This window comes from Shinella zoogloeoides (assembly GCF_030733845.1).
GTDB lineage: Bacteria > Pseudomonadota > Alphaproteobacteria > Rhizobiales > Rhizobiaceae > Shinella > Shinella zoogloeoides_C.
The window spans coordinates 288,273-308,031 of sequence record NZ_CP132313.1 but is presented as its reverse complement, the minus strand read 5'-3'; the positions used below and the strand labels follow the sequence as shown (position 1 = coordinate 308,031).

Here is a 19,759-nt window from a genome sequence, read left to right as displayed (position 1 = left end):
ACCACAATGTCCTTTTCCGATTACAGAACCGCTCTGGTGACCGGCGCCTCCTCCGGGATCGGTGCTGCGGTCGTCGAACGGCTCCGCCGCGAGGGTCTGGAAGTTCACGCAGTCGCCCGCAGCGCGGGCGCCCTTCAGGACCTCGCCGCGCGCACGGGCTGCGTTCCCCACGCCGTCGACGTCACGGACCGGGCGGCACTCGCAAGGCTCTGCGGCGACGTCGAATTCGACATCCTCGTCAACAATGCCGGCGTCGATCGTCCGAAGAAATTCCTGGAGGCGGAGGATGGCGACATCGATCTCCTCGTCGATGTCAACCTGCGTGCCGTCCTCCACCTCTGCCGGTTGATCGTTCCCGGCATGGCGGCGCGCGATCGCGGCCATGTCATCAATATTTCCTCGATCGCCGGCAACTACAATTTCGGTGGCAATTCGACCTATCACGCCACCAAGGCCGGCGTCGCGATGCTGTCCAACCAGCTGCGCATCGACACCTTCGGCAAGCGCGTACGGGTGACGGAAATCTGCCCGGGCCGCGTGGCGACCGACATCTTCAACCACGTGCATGGCGACGACCCGTCGATCCGCGAACGCTTCATCGACGGCTTCGAGTTGCCGCAGGCCGCCGACATCGCCGACGCCATCGCCTTTGCCATCGCAGCGCCCGTCGCGGTCAATATCGGCCATATGGAAATCACGCCGACGCTCCAGGTGATGGGTGGCCTGCAGACGGCTCGCCCGCAGGAGCGGCAGCCGTGAAAGGCTTCGACCTCACCGCCATCCTCGGCAATCCCGAATACATGGCCATGCTGGCGCACGGCATCAAGATGACCTTCATCATCGCGATCTGCTCGTGGTTGCTGGCCATGAGCCTTGCGGTGCTGCTGCTTGCGATCCGCTTCTCACCGGGACGGATCGGCAATTCGGTGGTGGCGGGTTACGTGTCCTATCACCGCAACGTGCCCACGCTGGTGCAACTCATGCTCTGGTACTTCGGCATCTACACGGTGCTGCCCATGGGCGTGGCGGATTGGCTTTCGGCCCATTCGGCCGAGATGATCTTCGCGGTCATCGGCCTCGGGCTCTGCCAGGCGGCCTATTTCAGCGAGGATCTTCGGTCGGGCCTGCGCTCGATCAATCCCGGACAGATGGAGGCGGCGCGTGCTCTCGGCCACGGCTACATCTCCTCCATGCGCTACGTGTTGATCCCGCAGGGCGTGCGCAATGCGCTGCCGGCGCTGGTCAACCATTCCGTCTCGCTGTTCAAGAATTCGAGCCTTGCCATCGTCATCGGCGCGCCGGAACTCAGCCACGCGGTGAAGGAGATCGAGAACCTCTCCTTCCGCACCTTCGAGATCTACCTGATCGGCACGGTCCTCTACCTGTTCTTTTCGCTCATCATCATGGGCGCCGGCGCCTGGCTCACCTGGCGCGCCGATCCCCTGAACGGAGCGCGCCGATGATCCACGACCTGATCGCCATCATCGACGAATACTGGCTGCTGCTCCTCATTGGCCAATATCCGAACGGCCCGCTCGGTGGCCTTGCCAACACGCTGATCCTCTCGGCGCTCAGCATCGTCATCGCCTTTCCCTTCGCCATCCTGCTCGCCTTCGCCCGCCTTTCGAAATACCGGGCGCTGCGCTGGCCGGTGACGGTGCTGGTCTATGTGACGCGCGGCGTGCCGCTCTTGATGCTGGTGCTTTGGAGCTATTTCCTCGTGCCGCTGCTGACGGGGGCCGACGTGCCGAGCTTCCTCACCATGCTCGCCACCCTCGTGGTCTATCAGGGCGCGTTTCTCAGCGAAATCATCCGCGCCGGCATCGTGGCGCTGGGGCAGGGGCAGATGGATGCCGCAAGGGCCCTCGGCCACGGCTGGTTCGGCGCCATGCGCTACGTCATCCTGCCGCAGGCGCTCTACAACATGATCCCGAGCATGCTGTCGACCTTCGTCGCGACCATCAAGGACACGACGCTCGGCTATGTCATCAACGTGCCGGACCTCACCTTCGCCGCAAGCCAGGTCAACAACCAGCTCCTTACGCAGCCCTTCCAGGTCTTCCTGATCCTGGCGCTCACCTACTACGTGATCTGCTGGTCGCTGACCGCGCTCACCAATGTCGTGGAGCGACGCATCACCCGACGTCGCGCCGGCCTTATTGCCCCGAAGCGGACGCTTCCGCTTTCCCTGACCACCAACGCCACGGAGCAGCCATGACCGCTTCAGTATCCGCCCCCGCGAAGGATCAGACGATCCAGTTGGCCGATGTCCGCAAAAGCTATGGCGAATTCGACGTGCTGAAAGGCATCGACGCTACGGTCTCGCGCGGCGAGGTGGTGGTCATTTGCGGCCCTTCCGGCTCCGGCAAGTCGACCCTCATCCGCACCGTCAACCGGCTGGAGGAAATCAACAGCGGCTCGATCTTCTTCGAAGGGCAGGACATCCACGCCCCGCTCAAGGGCCGCGAACTGAACCGCTTGCGCAGTCGCATCGGCTTTGTCTTCCAGAGCTTCAATCTCTTTCCGCATCTCTCGGCGGTCGACAACGTCGCCATGTCGCCCATGCGCGTGAAAGGCGTGCCGGCGGCGCAGGCCCGCGACAAGGCGCTGAAGCTTCTCGAAAGGGTGGGGTTGCGCGACAAGGCCAACAGCTATCCCGCCCAGCTTTCCGGCGGCCAGCAGCAGCGCGTCGCCATTGCCCGGGCACTCGCGATGGAGCCGCCGGTCATGCTCTTCGACGAGCCGACCAGCGCGCTCGACCCGGAAATGGTCGGCGAAGTGCTGAGCGTCATGAAGTCGCTGGCGGCCGAGGGCATGACCATGATGTGCGTCACGCACGAAATGGGCTTTGCCCGCGATGTGGCCGACCGCATCTGGTTCATCGACGGCGGACAGATCATCGAGACGGCGACGCCCGACGAATTTTTCAGCAATCCTAAGCATCCCCGCGCGCAGCGCTTCCTCGCGGACCTGCGCCACTAATACCAAGCAACGAAGGAGAACAGCCAATGAAGTGCCATCATCTCATCCTCGCCGCGACCGTTGCGGCCGCCGCGCTTGCCGGGCCGGCCGCGGCCGATCAGCTTGACGACATCATTGCCAACAAGACGCTGCGCTGCGCGACCTTTGCTGACGTGCCGCCCTTTGCCGCACCGGATACGCAGACCCGTGAAATGGTCGGCTTCGACGTCGATCTGTGCGGCGCCATTGCCCGCGAGCTCGGCGTGAAGGCCGAGGTCAAGCCGGTTTCGGTGGAGGCCCGCGTGCCGGAGGTGAAGCTCGGCCGCGTCGATATCACCGTCGCCAACCTCGCCTATACCAAGAGCCGCGCCGAGCAGATCCAGTTCAGCGATCCCTACTATCTCGCCAAGGAAATGCTGATCGTCCCGGCTGACGATCCCGGCAAGGTGAAGGCGGATTATGTCGGCCAGCGCATCGCCTCCACCAAGGGCTCGACCTCGGAAATGTCGATCAAGCTCAACAAGTCCGAGCCGCTGACCTTCCAGGACACGGCCTCCGCCTACCTCGCCGCCCAGCAGGGCAAGGCCCGTGGCATGGTCGCCAACACCATGACGACGACCAAGCTGGTCAACGAATCCAAGACGAAGGGCCGCGAGATGCGCATGATCGAGGAACCGATGCTGTTCCAGCCGATCGGCATCGGCATGCAGAAGGACCAGCCGGCGCTGACGGCAAAGATCAACGAGGTGCTGCGCAAGCTCGACGAGAGCGGCGAGATCAACCAGATCTGGGACAAGTGGCTCGGCCCGAACACCGAATACAAGATGACCCGTACCGACAAAGTCGCACCGCTCTCCGAACTGAAGTTCACCGAAATCCCGTAAGGGCTCTGGCACAGGCGACAGTCTTTCCAACATGACTTCAACAACACGGCGGCGGGCGCTGCGCCCGCCGCAACGACCACTCGTGGGAAAAATCATGACGCATATCAAGAAAATGCCCGTCCGTCCGAGCGCTGCCGAGATCGAGGCGCTTGCAAAATTCTCGCCCGCGACCATCCACGAGGCGCAGGGCAGGCGCGGCGCGCTCTCCTCGCGCATCAAGCCGGTCGACTACCGTATGAAGCTGTGCGGTCCGGCCTTCACGGTGCGCTGCGCGCCGCGCGACAACATCATGCTGCAACTGGCGATCAACTATGCCCATCCCGGCGACATCATCGTCGTTTCGGGCGGCGAATACGAGGAGGCTGGCTCCTTTGGCGACGTACTGGCCAATGCCTGCCTCGCCAAAGGCATCGGCGGTCTCGTCACGGACAGCGGCGTGCGCGACTCGCTGCAACTGCGCGAACTCGGCTTCCCGGTCTTCTCGCTCAGTGTCTGCATCAAGGGCACCGTCAAGGAAACGCTGACCTCCACAAACGACTCGATCGTCGTCGGCGGTGAACTCATCCATCCCGGCGACATCATCGTGGGCGACGCCGACGGTCTCGTTATCGTGCGACGCGAGGAAGCGCTTGACGTGGCAGCACTTTCGCAGGCGCGTGAAGACGCCGAAGCCGGCTACATCGCCGCCTACAAGGCCGGAAAATCGGTCGTAGAGGTCAGCAATCTTGAAGCGGTGCTGAAAGCCAAAGGCCTGACGGTCGAAGCGTGAACGGAGGGTCCATTATGAGCAAGATCGAGATATTACAGGTTGGCCCGTATCCCGAATGGGACCAGGAACGCCTGGATACGCATTTCACGATGCACCGCTATTTCGAGGCGGCCGACAAGGCGGCGTTTCTCGCCGAGCACGGCGGCAATATCCGCGGCATCGCGACACGCGGCGAACTCGGCGCCAACCGCGCGATGATCGAGGCGCTGCCGAAGCTCGAGGTCATCAGCGTCTACGGCGTCGGTTATGACGCGGTGGATCTTGCCACCGCCCGCGAGCGCGGCATCCGCGTCACCAACACGCCCGACGTACTCACCAAGGACGTCGCCGATCTCGGCATCGCCATGATGCTGGCTGAGGCGCGCGGCGTCATCGGCGGCGAGGCCTGGGTGAAGAGCGGCGACTGGGCAAGGAAGGGCCTCTATCCGCTGAAGCGCCGGGTGCACGGCATGCGCGCCGGCGTGCTCGGCCTCGGCCGCATCGGCTACGAGGTCGCCAAACGCCTCACCGGCTTCGACATGGACATCGCCTATAGCGACACCGGTCCGAAGGACTTCGCCAAGGACTGGACCTTCATCGCCGATCCGGTCGAGCTTGCCGAACGCTCCGACTTCTTCTTCGTCACCCTCGCCGCCTCGGCCGAGACGCGCCATATCGTCGGGCCCAAGGTCATCGCGGCGCTGGGGGCGGAGGGCATGCTGATCAACATCTCCCGCGCCTCCAACATCGACGAGGGCGCCCTTCTCGACGCGCTCGAGAGCAAGGCGCTCGGCTCGGCCGCGCTCGACGTTTTCGAGGGCGAGCCGAACCTCAATCCGCGCTTCCTGGCGCTGGACAACGTGCTGCTCCAGCCGCACATGGCCTCCGGCACGGTCGAGACCCGCAAGGCCATGGGCCAGCTCGTCTTCGACAACCTGTCGTCCCATTTCGACGGCCGGCCGCTGCCAACCCCGGTCCTGTGAGGAGAAAGCCATGAAGGCGATCGTCATCCACGCGGCGAAGGACCTGCGCATCGAGGACAGCGCCGTGGAAGCGCCCGGTCCCGGTGAGGTGGAGATCCGCCTTGCTGCCGGCGGCATCTGCGGCTCGGACCTGCACTATTACAACCACGGTGGCTTCGGCACGGTGCGGCTGAAAGAGCCGATGATCCTCGGCCATGAGGTCGCCGGACATGTCGCCGCGCTCGGCGAAGGGGTCTCCGGTCTTGCCGTCGGCGATCTCGTCGCCGTCTCGCCCTCGCGGCCCTGCGGCGCCTGCGACTATTGCCTGAAGGGCCTGGCGAACCATTGTTTCAACATGCGCTTCTACGGCTCGGCCATGCCCTTCCCGCATATCCAGGGCGCCTTCCGCGAGCGCCTGGTGGCCAAGGCCAGCCAATGCGTCAGGGCGGACGGCCTTACGGCCGGCGAAGCCGCGATGGCCGAACCGCTGTCGGTGACGTTGCACGCCACGCGCCGGGCCGGCGAGATGCTGGGCAAGCGCGTGCTCGTCACCGGCTGCGGTCCTATCGGCACTCTTTCGATCCTCGCCGCCCGCCGGGCAGGTGCCGCCGAGATCGTCGCGGCCGACCTTTCCGAGCGGGCGCTCGGCTTTGCCCGCACCGTCGGCGCGGATCGCACGATCAATCTTTCCGAGGACCGCGACGGGCTCGTGCCTTTCAGCGCGAACAAGGGATATTTCGACGTTCTCTATGAATGCTCCGGCGCGCAGCCCGCCCTCGTCGCCGGCATCCAGGCGCTCGCCCCGCGCGGCGTCATCGTCCAGCTCGGCCTCGGCGGCGAGATGAGCCTGCCGATGATGGCGATCACCGCCAAGGAGCTGGACCTGCGCGGCTCCTTCCGCTTCCATGAGGAATTCGCCGTCGCGGTGAAGCTGATGCAGGGCGGACTGATCGATGTGAAACCGCTGATCACCCATACGTTGCCGCTTGCGGAGGCCTTGACGGCCTTCGAGATTGCCTCGGACAAGGGGCAATCGATGAAGACGCAGATCGCGTTCAGTTAGGAAGAGCCATGAGCATCCAGCTTTTCGACCTCACGGGCAAGCGCGCCCTCGTTACCGGCTCCTCCCAGGGGATCGGCTTCGCCCTGGCAAAGGGCCTTGCCGCCGCCGGCGCGGACGTCGTCCTCAACGGCCGTGACGAAGCCAAGCTCGCGGCTGCCGCGAAGAACCTCGGCGCGAAGCATACGCTCGCCTTCGACGCCACCGACCACGCGGCGGTGCGCAAGGCGGTCGACGCCTTCGAAGCCGACATTGGCCCGATCGACATCCTCGTCAACAATGCCGGCATGCAGCACCGCACGCCGCTGGAGGATTTCCCGGCCGATGCCTTCGAGCGGCTGCTGAAGACGAACATCTCGACTGTCTTCAATGTCGGCCAGGCCGTCGCCCGCCACATGATCGCGCGCGGCGCGGGCAAGATCATCAATATCGCCAGCGTCCAGACCGCGCTCGCCCGCCCCGGCATCGCGCCCTATACCGCCACCAAGGGCGCCGTCGGCAACCTCACCAAGGGCATGGCGACGGATTGGGCCAAACACGGCCTGCAATGCAACGCCATCGCGCCCGGCTATTTCGACACGCCGCTGAATGCCGCGCTCGTCGCCGACGCTTCCTTCTCCGAATGGCTGGAGAAGCGCACGCCCGCCGGTCGCTGGGGCAAGGTGGAGGAGCTGGTCGGCGCCTGCATCTTTCTCTCGTCGGCCGCCTCCTCCTTCGTCAACGGACACACGCTCTATGTCGACGGCGGCATCACGGCCTCGCTCTGAGATGCCCCAGTCCCATCCGATAAGCCGCATCGTCCTGATGGGTGTCGCCGGTTGCGGCAAGTCGGCGGTCGGCGCCGCACTCGCCGCGCGCCTCGGCGCCGCCTATCTCGACGGCGACGACCTGCATGCGTCGGAAAACATCGAGAAGATGAGCCGCGGCGAACCCTTGAGCGACGGGGACCGCTGGCCTTGGCTCACCCTCATCGGGCAAAGGCTCGCCAACCCGGACGGCATCCTCATCCTCGGCTGTTCGGCGCTGAAGCGCCGCTACCGCGACCACATCCGCGCGGAAGCCGGCGCGCCCGTCACCTTCGTCCACCTCTCCGGCACGGCAGAGCTGATCACGAAGCGCATGGGCGCCCGCACGGGCCACTTCATGCCGACAATCCTCATCGACAGCCAGTTCGCGGCGCTCGAACTGCCCGCCGCAGATGAACACAGTATCACGGTCGATATCGACCGGCCACTGGACGCGATCGTTGATCAAGTAATTAGTCTGCTTGAGGTTGGGTAGGCTGGTTTGCGCTTCAAATCTCATCAAATGCAAAAAAACTGAGCGTCAAACGACTCAGTCTCTGTTTCTACTCCCATCAAAAACGCGACAGTAGACTCAACGCTCCGCGATCGTGATGCACGTGGCATCCGTGTTGCCGCTCACTAGCGTCGACATGATCGACGCGTCTGCGATGCGCAGGCGAGGAATACCCTGCACCCGCGGCCAATTATCCACGACCGAGAGCTGGTCCCGGCCCATTCTGCAGGTCCCCGCCGGGTGATAGACGGTTTTGGCATTCGCCCGCGCATGCGCCTCGAAGTCCGCATCGGACAACCTCTCTTCGCCGAGCGCCAGTTTCCGGACGCTAAGGGCCTTCATGGCGGGAGCGGCGACGCTTGCGTTAAAAAATATATGATATATTATAGCATCGTTAAAAGTGGGAAGCTATTATCGAATGACCCTTAAGGACCCGAGCCTGCTTCGCCAGGCAGCCCTTGTCGGCCAGCGCTGGATTGAAGCGGATGGCAGCGGCATAGCGGTGAAGAACCCGGCGACGGGCGAGCTTGTCGGCCATGTCCCGAAGCTCGGTGCCAAGGAAACCAGGGAAGCGATCGACGCGGCCGCCGAGGCCCAGAAGGGCTGGGCCGCCCGCACCGCCAAGGAACGCGCGGCCGTGCTGCGCAAGTGGTTCGAGCTGATGATCGAGAACAAGGACGATCTCGGCCGCATCCTGACCATGGAACAGGGCAAGCCGCTGGCCGAAGCCACCGGCGAGATCGTCTACGGCGCCAGCTTCGTCGAATGGTTCGCCGAAGAAGCCCGTCGCCTCTACGGCGACATCGTGCCCGGCCACCAGAAGGACAAGCGCATCCTCGTGATGAAGCAGCCGATCGGCGTCGTCGCGGCCATCACGCCCTGGAACTTCCCCAATGCCATGATCACCCGCAAGGCCGGCCCGGCCTTCGCCGCCGGCTGTGCCATGGTGCTGAAGCCGGCCTCGCAGACGCCCTTCTCGGCCATCGCAATCGCCATCCTCGCCGAGCGCGCCGGCCTGCCCACCGGCCTCTTCTCCGTCATCACCGGCTCTGCCCGCGAGATCGGCGCGGAAATGACCGCCAACCCGACCGTCCGCAAGCTCACCTTCACCGGTTCGACGGAAATCGGCGCCGAACTCTACAAGCAGTGCGCGCCGACCATCAAGAAGCTGGGCCTGGAACTTGGCGGCAACGCACCCTTCATCGTCTTCGACGATGCCGATCTCGATGCGGCCGTCGAGGGTGCACTGATCGCCAAGTTCCGCAACAACGGCCAGACCTGCGTCTGCGCCAACCGGCTCTACGTCCAGGACGCCGTCTATGACGCCTTCTCGGACAAGCTCGCCGCCGCCGTCGGCAAGCTGAAGACCGGCAATGGTTTCGACGAGGGCGTGGTGCTCGGTCCGCTGATCGACGGTGCCGCGCTGGAAAAAGTGGAGGAGCATGTCTCCGACGCCGTGAAGAAGGGCGGCCGCGTGGTTCAGGGCGGCAAGCGCCATGCCCTTGGTGGCACCTTCTACGAAGCGACCGTGATCACGGACGTGACGCCGGACATGGCCGTGGCGAAGGAAGAGACCTTCGGCCCCGTCGCCCCGCTCTTCCGCTTCACGGACGAGAATGACGTCATCGCTCAGGCCAACGACACGGAATTCGGCCTTGCGTCCTACTTCTACGCCAAGGACCTGTCGCGCGTGTTCCGCGTGGCGGACGCGCTGGAATACGGCATGGTCGGCGTCAATACGGGCCTGATCTCGACGGCGGAAGCGCCGTTCGGCGGCGTGAAGCTCTCCGGTCTCGGCCGTGAGGGTTCCAGATACGGCCTCGAGGAGTTCACCGAGATCAAATATGTCTGCCTCGGCGGCATCGCCTGAGGCAGCGCGAATGCTCGTCCGAATATGAAATCACTCCTGGGAGGAAAATTGTGACCGACTATTTGATTGTAGGCGGGGGTTCGGCCGGCAGTGCACTAGCCGGAAGGCTGGCCATGTCGAACTCCGGAAAGGTGACGATCCTTGAGGGCGGGCCGCGAGATCGCCATCCGCTGATCCACATTCCAGCGGGCTTTGTAAAGCTGCTCGATTCCAAGCTTCTATATCACTACAAGACCGAGCAACAGGCCGGCCTTGCCGGGCGCTCGCCGATCATGCCGCAAGGTGCGGTGCTGGGCGGTGGTGGATCGGTCAACGCCACCATTTACATTCGCGGCCAGCGCAGCGATTACGATACGTGGTCCTCGCTCGGCGCGGCCGGCTGGTCCTATTCCGAAGTCCTGCCCTACTTCCGGCGCGCGGAGGACAACGACCGCTTTTCGGATGCCTATCACGGTACGAAAGGCCCGCTTGGTGTTTCCGATCTTCGGCAGGTCAATGAGTTGACACGAGCCTTCGTGCTCGGTGCGCAGGAGGCGGGCATACCCTTCACGTCCGACTTCAACGGCCGCCGGCAACGAGGTGTGGGCTACAACCAGACAACGACGCGCAATGCAAGGCGCTGCAGCGCCGCCGTCGCATATCTACGCCCGGCGCTGGCCAGCGGCAATCTCGACATCCAGACCGGCTGCTTTGTCACCCGCATCCTTTTTGAGGGCGATCGCGCCGTTGGGGTGGAATATCGGCAGGACGGAGCGCTGCGGACGATCCGTGCGGAGAAGGAGGTCATCCTTTCCGCGGGCGCCGTGCAGACGCCGAAGCTCCTGATGCTCTCGGGCGTAGGGCCGGAGGATGAATTGAAGCGTCACGGCATTGCCGTGCATCACCGCCTTGAGGGCGTTGGCCAGAACTTGCAGGATCACCTGGAATTTCCCGCGATCCGCTACTGCACCGGGCGATATGGTTATTTCGGTGAAGATACGTTCTTCCGTTCGATGCGTAACGGTCTGCAATATCTGCTTTTCAAGTCGGGTCCGGTCATGTCGAACGTCACGGAGGCTTGCGCCTTCGTCAATGTCGACGACATGGAGGATGAGCCGAACATACAGTTGCATTTCGTGCCGATCGTCTTCCTGGACAGCGACCAGGAGCAAATCAAGCGGGCGGGGGCAACGATCAATCCCTGTGTGTTGCGGCCGCTCAGCCGCGGCGAGATTCGGCTGCGCTCGACGGATCCGGCCGATCACCCGATCATCGACCCCCGGTATCTCAGCCACCCCGAGGACATGCGTCTTTCCGTCAAGGGCCTCCGGCTGGCGCGCGACATCCTCTCGCAATCGGCATTCGCGCCCTATGTCGAAAAGACCGAAGCTTTCCCCGGAACGGGAATCGAGGACGAGGCGACCCTGCAGTCCTATATTCGCTCCAAGGGCAAGACGGTGTACCATCCGGCCGGAACATGCCGGATGGGGACGGACGATATGGCGGTTGTCGACCCACAATTGCGGGTAAGAGGTTTGCGGAACCTCAGAATTGTGGACAACTCCATCATGCCCACATTGATTTCGGGCAATACCAATGCGCCGGCCATAATGATCGGCGAAAAGGCGTCGGACATAATCCGCGGCATCGACCCATTGCCGCCAAGCAACGCCTGAGGTTGGATGGAGTCGGAAACCGACGCAGGGCGGTCGGTGCAGACGGAGGTGCCTATGACAAGCTTGAACAAATTGGACCGTGGCAACCTCTCCGAACAGGTCTATACGGCGATCCGCGAAACCTTGATGGACGGACGCTACGAACCGGGTGAACGTCTTCGCATCAACAGCCTCGCCGAAGAACTAGGCGTATCAATCACGCCGGTGCGCGAGGCGATCTTTCGCCTTGTTAGCGAGCACGCGCTGGAAATGAAGGCGGCAACCGCTATTCACGTGCGCAATCTAGCGCCGGATGAACTGCGTGAGATCCAGTTTATTCGCTACCATCTGGAAAGCGAAGCGGCGGCACTTGCCGCAGAGCGCATTACGCCGAAGGAACTCGCCAATCTGGAAAGCCTTCAGGAAGCTTTCCGCGTGGCGGCCGGAGAGGATCCGCAGGAGGCGTCGCTGATCAACCGGCAGTTCCATTTCGCCGTCGTCGCGGCCGCTGGCATGCCGCTGGTCTTTGCGACTGTCGAGAACATGTGGACGCTGATGGGACCGCTTCTGCGGACGTTCCACATCACTGTGCCGGTGCGGGACCTGACAAGCGGCGCGCACAAGCACTACGATCTCCTGCGGGCACTGGGCAAGCGCGACGCGGCAGGCGCGCGCGCCGCAATGCAGGAAGACATCGTCTGGGGAAAGGTCCTCGTCGACTGGCTGGAAAAGAAACGGGCGGTTTGACCGCCCGACACCCTTTCAGAAGCTCGCCAGCACGATAGTCCGCAGGTCGTTCCGATCGGCCGGCCTGAGCGAGCACGCGACGTCCTGACCGTAGTTCGTCATCGCAATCTCCACCAAGGCGTCAGCCTCGTTCCGCTGGAGGCCCAGCGAGCCAATCCCACCCGAAAGGCCGATTGCCGAGAAGAAGCCCTGAAGGGCTTCCGGCAGCGCATTGGCCTGTTCGACCTCCGTCAGGCCAGCCAGGTCCTGCTGGAAGATCGTAGCCACCCTCGCCAGCCGGTTGCCTGCGTGCGGAAGTGTCCAGCGCACGGTGGAAAGGAGAAAGGCGGCACAGCTCTCGCCGTGCGGGGTATCCTTGAGCGCGCCTAGCGCTTGGCCGAGGGCGTGAGGTATGCCGACGCCAATATTGCCGAGAGTCACCCCTGCCATATAACAGGCTTCGGCCATCCGGATGCGCGCCTCCAGGTTCGACGGGTCGGCGCAGGCGAGCGGCAGGTAGGTGGCAACCAGCTCCATGGCGCGGATCGAGAACACGTCCGTCCAGCTGTTTGGCCTGGTGCCGATATAGCCCTCGAAAGCATGCAGGAAGGTATCGATTCCTGTCGATGCGGTGAGCCGCGATGGTTTGGTAAGATGAAGGCCAGGGTCGATGAGTGCCACATCCGGGTAGCAGAAGGGGTGGATGATCGTCGCCTTGAGCTTGAGATCGGGATTGGAGAGTACGGCGAAGGGAGTAATTTCCGCACCTGTGCCGGCATTGGTCGGCACCGCGATGAGAGGCAGTCCGGGTTTTTCCGGCTGACGGACCCTGGCATTGGTGCGGGCGGTGAAGTCCCATGATGGGGCGCCGTTCGTCACTGCAAGCGAAACGGCTTTGGCGGCATCGATGGTCGAGCCGCCACCGATGGCGATCATAGCGTCGGCCTTCCAGCGGCGGGCCTCTGCGGCGGCAGCGTCGCAGGTCGCCGCGCGTGGGTTGGGCACGATATCATGCCAAAGGCGGGTTTCGATGCCGGTTGCGGCAAGCGTGCCGACGATTGTGCTTTCGAGAGGTGAACCCTCGAGAAAGGGATCGATGAGGAGAAAGGCCCGCTTTCCGAGCTTCGCGGCTTCCTGGGGCAGCGCTTCGATGGAGCCGGGGCCGAAACGGACGCGCGTGGGCAGGGTGATCTGGTAGGTGTTTTGAGTGCTCATGGTATCCTGTCCGAAAAGGGAAGGCGGCCAGAGCCGCCTTCCTGATGGCTTAGAGTTCGATCCAGGTCGTCTTCAGCTCGGTATATTTGTCGAGCGCATGCAGCGACTTGTCGCGCCCGTTGCCGGATTGCTTGAAGCCGCCGAAGGGCACCGTGACGTCGCCGTGGTCATAGCAGTTGACCCATACGCTGCCAGCTCGCAGCTTGCGCGAAATCCTGTGGGCGCGGGAGAGGTCACGCGTCCAGACGGCCGCGGCAAGGCCGTAGCTGGTGTCGTTGGCGACCCGCACCGCCTCTTCGTCGTCCTTGACGGTGATAGTCGACAGTACGGGTCCGAAGATCTCTTCGCGTGCGATCGTCATCGAGTTCTTGACGTCGGCAAAGATGGTCGGATTGACATAATAGCCGCCGAGATTGGTGTCAGGCCGGTCGCCGCCAAGCACGAGGCGGGCGCCCTCCTCCTGACCCTTGGCGATATAGCTCTCGACACGCGAGCGATGGCCATCTTCGACCAGCGCACCGAGCTTCGTTTCCGGATCGAGCGGATCGCCGGGCCGGATCGATCGGGCCGTGTCGACGACGATATCGAGGAACTGGTCCTGGATCCGTTCCGACAGGATGAGACGCGACGGCGCGACGCAGACCTCGCCTTGGTTGAAGCAGATGGCGGTAGCGGCACGCTCGGCAGCGGCGCGCAGTTCCGGGACATCGTCAAGAATGATGTTTGGCGACTTGCCACCGCATTCCAGGAAGACGCGCTTCATGTTCGACTGGCCGGCATATTGCAGGAACAGCTTGCCGACTTCGCCCGAACCGGTGAAGGCGAGGCAATCGATGTCCATATGCAGGCCCATGGCCTTGCCGGCCGTGGGGCCGAAGCCCGGCACGACGTTGAAGACGCCGTCCGGAATTCCGGCCTCGGCTGCGAGTTCCGCCATGCGAATGGCCGTCAGCGGAGATTGCTCGGCGGGCTTGAGGATGACGGAATTGCCCATGGCAAGCGCCGGAGCGAGCTTCCAGGTCGCCATCAGCATGGGGAAATTCCACGGCACGACGGCGCCGACCACGCCCACCGGCTCGCGCGTGATGGTAGCAAGCTGGTTCGGGCCGGTCGGCGCGATCTCGTCGTAGAGCTTGTCGGGGCACTCGGCATACCATTGCAGCGTGTCGAGCACGACATTGACGTCGATCGTCCGGCTTTCGCTGATCGGCTTGCCCATGTCGAGCGTTTCCAGCACCGCCAGTTCGTCCATATGCTTTTCGAAGAGCGCCGCGAAGCGTTGCAGCACTTTCTTGCGCTCTTTGGGGGAGCGGTCGCGCCAGACGCCGGCCTCGAAGGCGCGCCGGGCGGCCGTGACCGCACGGTCGACATCCGCGGTGTCGCAGGCTGCCACCTTGGCGATCACCTGGCCGTCGCGCGGCGAGATGTCGTCGAAGGTTTCGCCCGAGGCTGCATCGACGAAACGGCCGTCGATGAACGCCTGGCCTTTGATTTCAAGGCGGTTGCGGATTCCAAGGATGTCGGATTTCGACAGTTGAAGGGTCATGCTCTCCTCCCTAAATTTGTGCGTGACATATATGATATATGATGTTAAATCCCGTCAGGCAAGCGAATGTTGCTGCCATCGGGCGGCGAGCGCAGGGAGGACGCAGATTGAATTCGGCACTGAGAAATGATTTCCGCCCCGATGAGGCGACCATCGCGCGGCTTCGCGACCGGGCGCAGTTCGTGCGGCTGGAGACGATCCGTTTGATCGAGATCGCTAAGGTCGGCCATTACACGTCGGTCTTTTCGGCGGCCGAGATTTTCGCCGCACTCTATTACGACGTGATGCGGCTGAGCGACAATCCGAAATGGGCCGATCGCGACCGCTTCCTGATGGGCAAGGGCCACGCAGCCGTAGGGCTGTTCCCGATCCTTGCCGATCTCGGCTACCTGCCGGTGGAGGTGCTGAACGGCTATACCCGCCTCGGCAATCCGCTCGGCGATCATCCCGACATGCGCAAGGTGCCGGGTGTCGACTTCTCCTCCGGCTCCATCGGTCATGCCCTGTCGAACGGTCTCGGCATGGCGCTTGCGGGACGCATGCAGGGCCGCAGCTTCACCACCTTCGTCATGCTGGGCGACGGCGAGATGCAGGAGGGCCAGGTCTGGGAAGCCGCCATCGGGGCGGCGCACCACAAGCTCAACCGTCTGGTCGCCATCGTCGACCGCAATGGCTACCAGCTCGACGGTGCCGTGGACGATGTCATGGGCATCGAGCCGCTCGACGAGAAATGGCGCGCCTTCGGCTGGGAGGTGCATGTCGTCGATGGCCACGACATCGCCGAACTGACGGCGGCGCTGCGCCGAGCGAAGGCAGATGAAGCCCGCACGCGCCCGTGCTGCATCATCGCCCGCACCCTCAAGGGCAAGGGTGTGAGCTACATGGAGACCGAGCCTGGCTGGCACCTCGGCTATCTCGATCCGATCGACGCCGACGCCGCCCGCGCCGAAATCCTTTCGAAGGTGATCTGACATGAGCCAAGCCCTCGCACGTCCCCAGTCGCCGAATTCCTGGCACTACCGCGAACTGAACCAGAAGAATCCTGGCCTCGACCATCTGTCGAACGGCCTGATCTCGCTGGTAGAGGCGGGCCATCCCGTCATGGCGGGGTCGGCCGACCTGCAATACTCCAATGGCCTCAACCGTTTTGCGGCGCGCTACCCGGACCGCTATGTCGGCTTCGGCATTTCGGAGCAGAACATGGTTTCCGCCGCCGCCGGCATCGCGACGACCGGCATAATGCCCTATGTCGCCACCTTCGCCTCGTTCCTTGGCCTGCTTACCTGCGAGCAGATCCGCATGGACGTCGCCTATTGCGCCCTGCCGGTGCGTCTGATCGGCCATCACACCGGCATTTCCATGGGCTTTTACGGCACCTCGCATCACGCTACGGAAGATATCGGCACGATGCGCTCGATCGCCGACCTGACGGTGGTTTCCCCCGCCGACGGCCCGCAACTCGAGGCGGCGATCCGCGCCAGCGTCGATCACGATCGGCCGATCTACTTCCGCACCGGGCGCGGCCGTGAGCCGGACCTCTACGATCCCAAGGCCGACTTCGTCTTCGGCAAGGCCATCGAGCATGCGCGCGGCGAGGAACTCACCATGATTGCCTGCGGCCTGCCGGTGCACCCCGCCGTGCAGGTGGCCAAGCGGCTCAATGCCGCCGGCCGGTCGATCGGCGTCATCGACATGGCGACCGTCAAGCCGATCGACCGCGACGCGGTGCTTGAAGCGGCGGCCCGTTCAAAGCTGCTGATGACCATCGAGGAGCACAATATCATCGGCGGTCTTGGGGCGGCCGTTGCCGAGGTACTGGCGGACGAGGGCGTGGGCAAGCGGCTCATCCGCCATGGCATCCACGACGAGTACGCGCTGATCGCGCCGCCGACCCATCTCTACGCCCATTACAAGCTCGACGAGAAAGGCATCGAGGAACTGGTGCTGAAAGCTATCGGCTGACCGAGGAAATTGGCGATAGCGAGGAGCTGTCACCGTAAATGATATATCATGTATTTTAATCGGATCGGCGCGGGAGTGTCGCCGGTCCATCCTGGAGGAGGACGCAGATGAAGACCTATGGAAAATTCGCCGCCGCGGCGCTGTTGTTTACGGCGCTGTCCGGTCCGGCTTTCGCCGCCGAAAAGCATGAACTTTACTCGCACATGCCGAACACCGCGCTGTCGGGCGTGATCGACCCGCAGATGGACGACCGCGCCGATATCGTCAAGGCGCTGCCGAAGACGCCGAAGGACCCGAAGAACATCGTGATCGGCTGGACCGAGATCACGCTCGGCAATGCCTGGTTCGTAGAGGTGGTCGAGGCAGCCAAGCGCAAGGCGGCCGAATATGGCGGCTATACGATCGACATCCAGGTGGCCGACGGTGATCCGTCCAAGACCTCGGCACATTTCGATTCCTTCATCACCAAGGGTGTCGACGTGATCGTGGTCGATCCGACCGACGTGGCGGGCGCTGCGACCGACGCCCAGCGCGCCGTCGATGCCGGCATTCCCGTTATCGCGCTCGGCACGGTGCCGGATGCCTCGGGTCCTTTCGTTTCGACGGTTCTTGCCAATCCTTTCGGCAACGGCTTCGAGGCCGGTGTCTACGCGGCCAAGCATATCGGCAAGGACGCGTCGATCGTCTCGGGCGTCACCATCGGCACGCTCGGCAATTCGACCTCGGAAAGCCGCATTACCGGCCTGCTATCGGGCATCGTTTTTGAACGCTCGAACCAGTTCAATCTCGGCCTCAGCCGCGAGGATGCGATGCTGAAGGGCTTCAACCTGTTCCAGGACCTGAAGACCGGCGGTTCGTTCAACTGGGCGGAAGGCAAGTTCGAAGTCGTCGGCATCCAGCCGGGCGGATGGACGGAAGAGGGCGGCCTGAAGGGCGCCGAAGACCTGCTCGCCGGCCATGGCGACCGCATCAACCTGATGCTCGCCGAGAACGACTTCATGGGCATCGGCGCGCTGACGGCCATCGAGAACATCGGCAAGAAGGGCCAAATTCCGGTCGCCTGCGCCGCCGATGGTTTCCGCGTTGCGCTCGATCTCGTCAAGAGCGGCGACCTGCTGGTGACCGGCGCCAACAGTGGCCGCGCCACGGGTGAGGGCGTCATGGTGCTGATCAACGAGATCTTCCGCAAGGGCTTCGACGCGAACAACCTGCCGCTCGGTTCCTATTTCCCGGCCGAGATCATCACCAAGGAGAATGTCGACAGCCTGATCGATCCCGACCAGTCGAACCCGTTCTTCAAATACGAGGTTCCGCCCTTCCGCACGATCCCGCAGATCCGCGGCTGACGGCTTGACCTTGGGCATCGCCGGAGACCCGGCGATGCCGTTCGGGGAGGAGGAGCAGATGCATCTTTCGATGTTGCAGATCGACAAGGCCTTCGGCGGCGTCGCGGCCCTGCAGGGTGCCAGCCTCGAAGCCTTCGGCGGCGAGGTCCATGGACTGATGGGCGAAAACGGGGCGGGCAAGTCCACCCTGATGAAGGTTCTTGCCGGCGCCTACCGGCGCGATTCCGGCGAAATCCATCTCGACGGCCAGCCCGCCGACATCGCCTCGCCGCATGAGGCGATCGCCAAGGGCATATCCGTCATCTACCAGGAATTCTCGCTCGCCGGCCATCTCTCCGTGGCGGAGAACGTGCTGATCGAAGAACTGGGACGGCCCGGCATTCGGGTCCCGTGGACCGAGATGGTGCGGCGGACCCACGCGCTGCTTTCCGACATGGGTTTCGAAGACATTGACCCGATGCAGCCCGCCGGCGAATTACCGGTCGCCTACCAGCAGGTGGTGGAGATCTGCAAGGCACTGTCGCGCGACAGCCGGATCCTGGTGTTCGACGAACCGACCGCCGTGCTGACCCGCCATGAAACGGAAAAGCTCTTCCGCCTCATCCGCCTGCTGCGCGAGCGCGGCGTGTGCATTCTCTATATCTCGCACCGGCTGGAGGAGATCTTTACGCTTTGCGACCGGGTTACGGTGCTGAAGGACGGTCAGACCGTCGGCAGTTGGCCAATCGATGCAATCGACCAGAAGGGCCTCGTGCGCCGGATGATCGGCCGCGAATTGTCCGACCTTTTCCCACCGCGCAAAGCGAAGCCCGGCGAGACGCTACTCGAGGTCGAAGGCCTCGATGCCGGGCCGATGGTGCGCAAAGTCTCCTTTACCGTCCGGGCCGGAGAAATTCTCGGCGTAAGCGGGCTGGTGGGGGCCGGGCGCACGGAAACCATGCGCGCCATCTTTGGTGCCGATCCCCTGCAGTCCGGCCGCATCAAGCTCGCAGGTCGCGAGATCGTCAACGCCTCGCCGGGCCAGGCGGTCGCCAACGGTATCGGCATGCTGCCGGAGGACCGCAAGCACCAGGGCGTGCTGCTCGATCTGCCGATCCGTATCAATGCCATGATGACGCCGGCCAATCCCTTCATCTCGGCCTTCGGTTTCATCCGCAACCGCGAAGAGATCGCCGCCGTCGAGGAGATCGCCAAGGGCCTGCGCCTGAAATCGGCCGGCATCGACATTTCCGCCGGTACGCTTTCGGGCGGCAACCAGCAGAAGGTGGCGATCATGAAATGGATTGCCGCCAAGTGCCGCGTGCTCATCTTCGACGAGCCGACGCGCGGCGTCGATGTCGGTGCCAAGATCGAGATCTACCGCGTGATGAACGAACTCGCCGAGGCGGGCGCCGCCGTCATAATGGTCTCCTCCGACATGCTGGAGGTGATCGGCATGTCGGACCGGGTCGTCGTCATGCGCCAGGGCGCGGTCGCCGGCGAACTTCTCAAACATCAAATCAGCGAGGAAGCCATCATCGGCCTCGCCATGGGAACGGAGGCGTGA

20 protein-coding genes are annotated in these 19,759 nt (G+C 63.6%); 17 read left to right on the top strand and 3 right to left on the bottom strand.

The features are described 5' to 3' along the window. The first annotated feature begins 6 nt into the window (after nt 1–6). The 10 genes from Q9316_RS24210 (at nt 7) to Q9316_RS24165 (ending at nt 7,896) form a co-directional block, all read left to right on the top strand. Nucleotides 7–759: an SDR family oxidoreductase gene (locus Q9316_RS24210; protein ID WP_306035850.1), complete on the top strand. Its 753-nt coding sequence runs from the start codon at nt 7–9 to the stop codon at nt 757–759. Next, complete coding sequence (locus Q9316_RS24205; protein ID WP_306035849.1) at nt 756–1,463, top strand: amino acid ABC transporter permease; 708 nt, start codon at nt 756–758, stop codon at nt 1,461–1,463. The genes Q9316_RS24210 and Q9316_RS24205 overlap by 4 nt, the downstream gene beginning before the upstream one ends. Then, nucleotides 1,460–2,218, top strand: coding sequence for an amino acid ABC transporter permease (locus tag Q9316_RS24200; RefSeq protein ID WP_306035848.1), 759 nt, complete (start codon nt 1,460–1,462; stop codon nt 2,216–2,218). The genes Q9316_RS24205 and Q9316_RS24200 overlap by 4 nt, the downstream gene beginning before the upstream one ends. After that, on the top strand, nt 2,215–2,982 hold the full coding sequence (locus Q9316_RS24195; protein WP_306035847.1) for an amino acid ABC transporter ATP-binding protein: 768 nt from the start codon (nt 2,215–2,217) through the stop codon (nt 2,980–2,982). The genes Q9316_RS24200 and Q9316_RS24195 overlap by 4 nt, the downstream gene beginning before the upstream one ends. Nucleotides 2,983–3,008: 26 nt before the next feature. Continuing rightward, nucleotides 3,009–3,845, top strand: a complete 837-nt coding sequence (locus tag Q9316_RS24190) for an ABC transporter substrate-binding protein (RefSeq protein ID WP_306035846.1) — start codon at nt 3,009–3,011, stop codon at nt 3,843–3,845. A gap of 94 nt (nt 3,846–3,939) precedes the next feature. Continuing rightward, nucleotides 3,940–4,614, top strand: a complete 675-nt coding sequence (locus tag Q9316_RS24185) for a 4-carboxy-4-hydroxy-2-oxoadipate aldolase/oxaloacetate decarboxylase (RefSeq protein ID WP_306035845.1) — start codon at nt 3,940–3,942, stop codon at nt 4,612–4,614. A 14-nt stretch (nt 4,615–4,628) separates the two neighbouring features. Further along, nucleotides 4,629–5,576: a 2-hydroxyacid dehydrogenase gene (locus Q9316_RS24180; RefSeq protein ID WP_306035844.1), complete on the top strand. Its 948-nt coding sequence runs from the start codon at nt 4,629–4,631 to the stop codon at nt 5,574–5,576. 10 nt (nt 5,577–5,586) lie between these two features. Next, the gene (locus Q9316_RS24175) at nt 5,587–6,618 is read left to right on the top strand and encodes an L-idonate 5-dehydrogenase (protein WP_306035843.1); all 1,032 of its coding nucleotides are present in this window, start codon (nt 5,587–5,589) and stop codon (nt 6,616–6,618) included. An 8-nt stretch (nt 6,619–6,626) separates the two neighbouring features. Further along, a complete protein-coding gene (locus Q9316_RS24170; RefSeq protein ID WP_306035842.1) occupies nt 6,627–7,382 on the top strand; it encodes an SDR family oxidoreductase in 756 nt (251 codons plus the stop codon). Between the two features lies 1 nt (nt 7,383). Then, complete coding sequence (locus tag Q9316_RS24165) at nt 7,384–7,896, top strand: gluconokinase (protein ID WP_306035841.1); 513 nt, start codon at nt 7,384–7,386, stop codon at nt 7,894–7,896. A 96-nt stretch (nt 7,897–7,992) separates the two neighbouring features. Here the strand turns inward: Q9316_RS24165 and Q9316_RS25755 are convergent, their stop codons facing one another. After that, nucleotides 7,993–8,256, bottom strand: coding sequence for a GMC oxidoreductase (locus Q9316_RS25755; protein ID WP_371878053.1), 264 nt, complete (start codon nt 8,254–8,256; stop codon nt 7,993–7,995). Nucleotides 8,257–8,332: 76 nt separating this feature from the next. Between Q9316_RS25755 and gabD the strand changes: the two genes are divergently transcribed. The 3 genes from gabD to Q9316_RS24150 are packed head-to-tail and all read left to right on the top strand — an operon-like array spanning nt 8,333 to nt 12,165. Further along, the gene (gabD, locus tag Q9316_RS24160; protein WP_306035840.1) at nt 8,333–9,784 is read left to right on the top strand and encodes an NADP-dependent succinate-semialdehyde dehydrogenase; all 1,452 of its coding nucleotides are present in this window, start codon (nt 8,333–8,335) and stop codon (nt 9,782–9,784) included. A 50-nt stretch (nt 9,785–9,834) separates the two neighbouring features. Then, a complete protein-coding gene (locus tag Q9316_RS24155; RefSeq protein ID WP_306035839.1) occupies nt 9,835–11,439 on the top strand; it encodes a GMC family oxidoreductase in 1,605 nt (534 codons plus the stop codon). Nucleotides 11,440–11,493: 54 nt separating this feature from the next. Beyond that, on the top strand, nt 11,494–12,165 hold the full coding sequence (locus tag Q9316_RS24150; protein WP_306036356.1) for a GntR family transcriptional regulator: 672 nt from the start codon (nt 11,494–11,496) through the stop codon (nt 12,163–12,165). Nucleotides 12,166–12,180: 15 nt separating this feature from the next. On the opposite strand, the gene Q9316_RS24145 is transcribed toward Q9316_RS24150, so the two are convergent. Further along, nucleotides 12,181–13,359, bottom strand: a complete 1,179-nt coding sequence (locus Q9316_RS24145) for an iron-containing alcohol dehydrogenase (RefSeq protein ID WP_306035838.1) — start codon at nt 13,357–13,359, stop codon at nt 12,181–12,183. Between the two features lie 49 nt (nt 13,360–13,408). Next, entirely contained in the window at nt 13,409–14,905 is a 1,497-nt protein-coding gene (locus Q9316_RS24140; protein WP_306035837.1) for an aldehyde dehydrogenase, read from the bottom strand. Between the two features lie 107 nt (nt 14,906–15,012). Here Q9316_RS24140 and Q9316_RS24135 point away from each other — a divergent pair, with 107 nt between their 5' ends. The 4 genes from Q9316_RS24135 (at nt 15,013) to Q9316_RS24120 (ending at nt 19,759) form a co-directional block, all read left to right on the top strand. Next, on the top strand, nt 15,013–15,876 hold the full coding sequence (locus Q9316_RS24135; RefSeq protein WP_306036344.1) for a transketolase: 864 nt from the start codon (nt 15,013–15,015) through the stop codon (nt 15,874–15,876). Between the two features lies 1 nt (nt 15,877). Then, nucleotides 15,878–16,867, top strand: a complete 990-nt coding sequence (locus Q9316_RS24130) for a transketolase family protein (RefSeq protein ID WP_306036343.1) — start codon at nt 15,878–15,880, stop codon at nt 16,865–16,867. A 107-nt stretch (nt 16,868–16,974) separates the two neighbouring features. Next, nucleotides 16,975–18,213, top strand: coding sequence for a sugar ABC transporter substrate-binding protein (locus Q9316_RS24125; RefSeq protein WP_306036342.1), 1,239 nt, complete (start codon nt 16,975–16,977; stop codon nt 18,211–18,213). Nucleotides 18,214–18,271: 58 nt separating this feature from the next. Next, nucleotides 18,272–19,759: a sugar ABC transporter ATP-binding protein gene (locus Q9316_RS24120; RefSeq protein WP_306036341.1), complete on the top strand. Its 1,488-nt coding sequence runs from the start codon at nt 18,272–18,274 to the stop codon at nt 19,757–19,759.